The following is a 372-nucleotide window of genomic DNA, read 5'->3' on the forward strand; positions in this document are numbered from 1 at the left end:
TCCGTCGCCCGGGGGACATCGCCGCTGTGCTGAGGATTCTGCCGCCACTGCTCGTCCTCGACCTATGGATCTGCGCCCTCATAGGCTGCCTGACCACTCCCGAGCAAGAGGCCCGCCACCTGCCAAAGGTGGCCTGGCTGATCATCGTGCTGCTCTTCCCGCTGCTCGGCTCGCTCGCCTGGCTTGTGGCGGGCCGACAGCGCCCCCCGCGGACGGCTGGCCGTCCGGGCGGCGCTCGGGGCGCGCGGCCGACGGCGCCGGACGACGACCCGTAGTTCCTGGCCTCCGTCGACTAGGAGACTCCCCACAAAGTCGCCCGGCACCACGAGGACATGCTCAAGCGTTGGGAGGCGGACCTGCTCCGCCGCGAGG

General features: G+C 71.2%; 1 protein-coding gene. It reads left to right on the forward strand.

Features of this window, described 5'->3' with window-relative positions:
* On the forward strand, positions 1-275 hold a 275-nt coding region (locus UK12_RS33595), incomplete at its 5' end, for a PLD nuclease N-terminal domain-containing protein (RefSeq protein ID WP_231591491.1).
* Positions 276-372 lie beyond the last annotated feature (97 nt).

It is taken from the genome of Saccharothrix sp. ST-888 (assembly GCF_000955975.1).
GTDB lineage: Bacteria > Actinomycetota > Actinomycetes > Streptomycetales > Streptomycetaceae > Kitasatospora.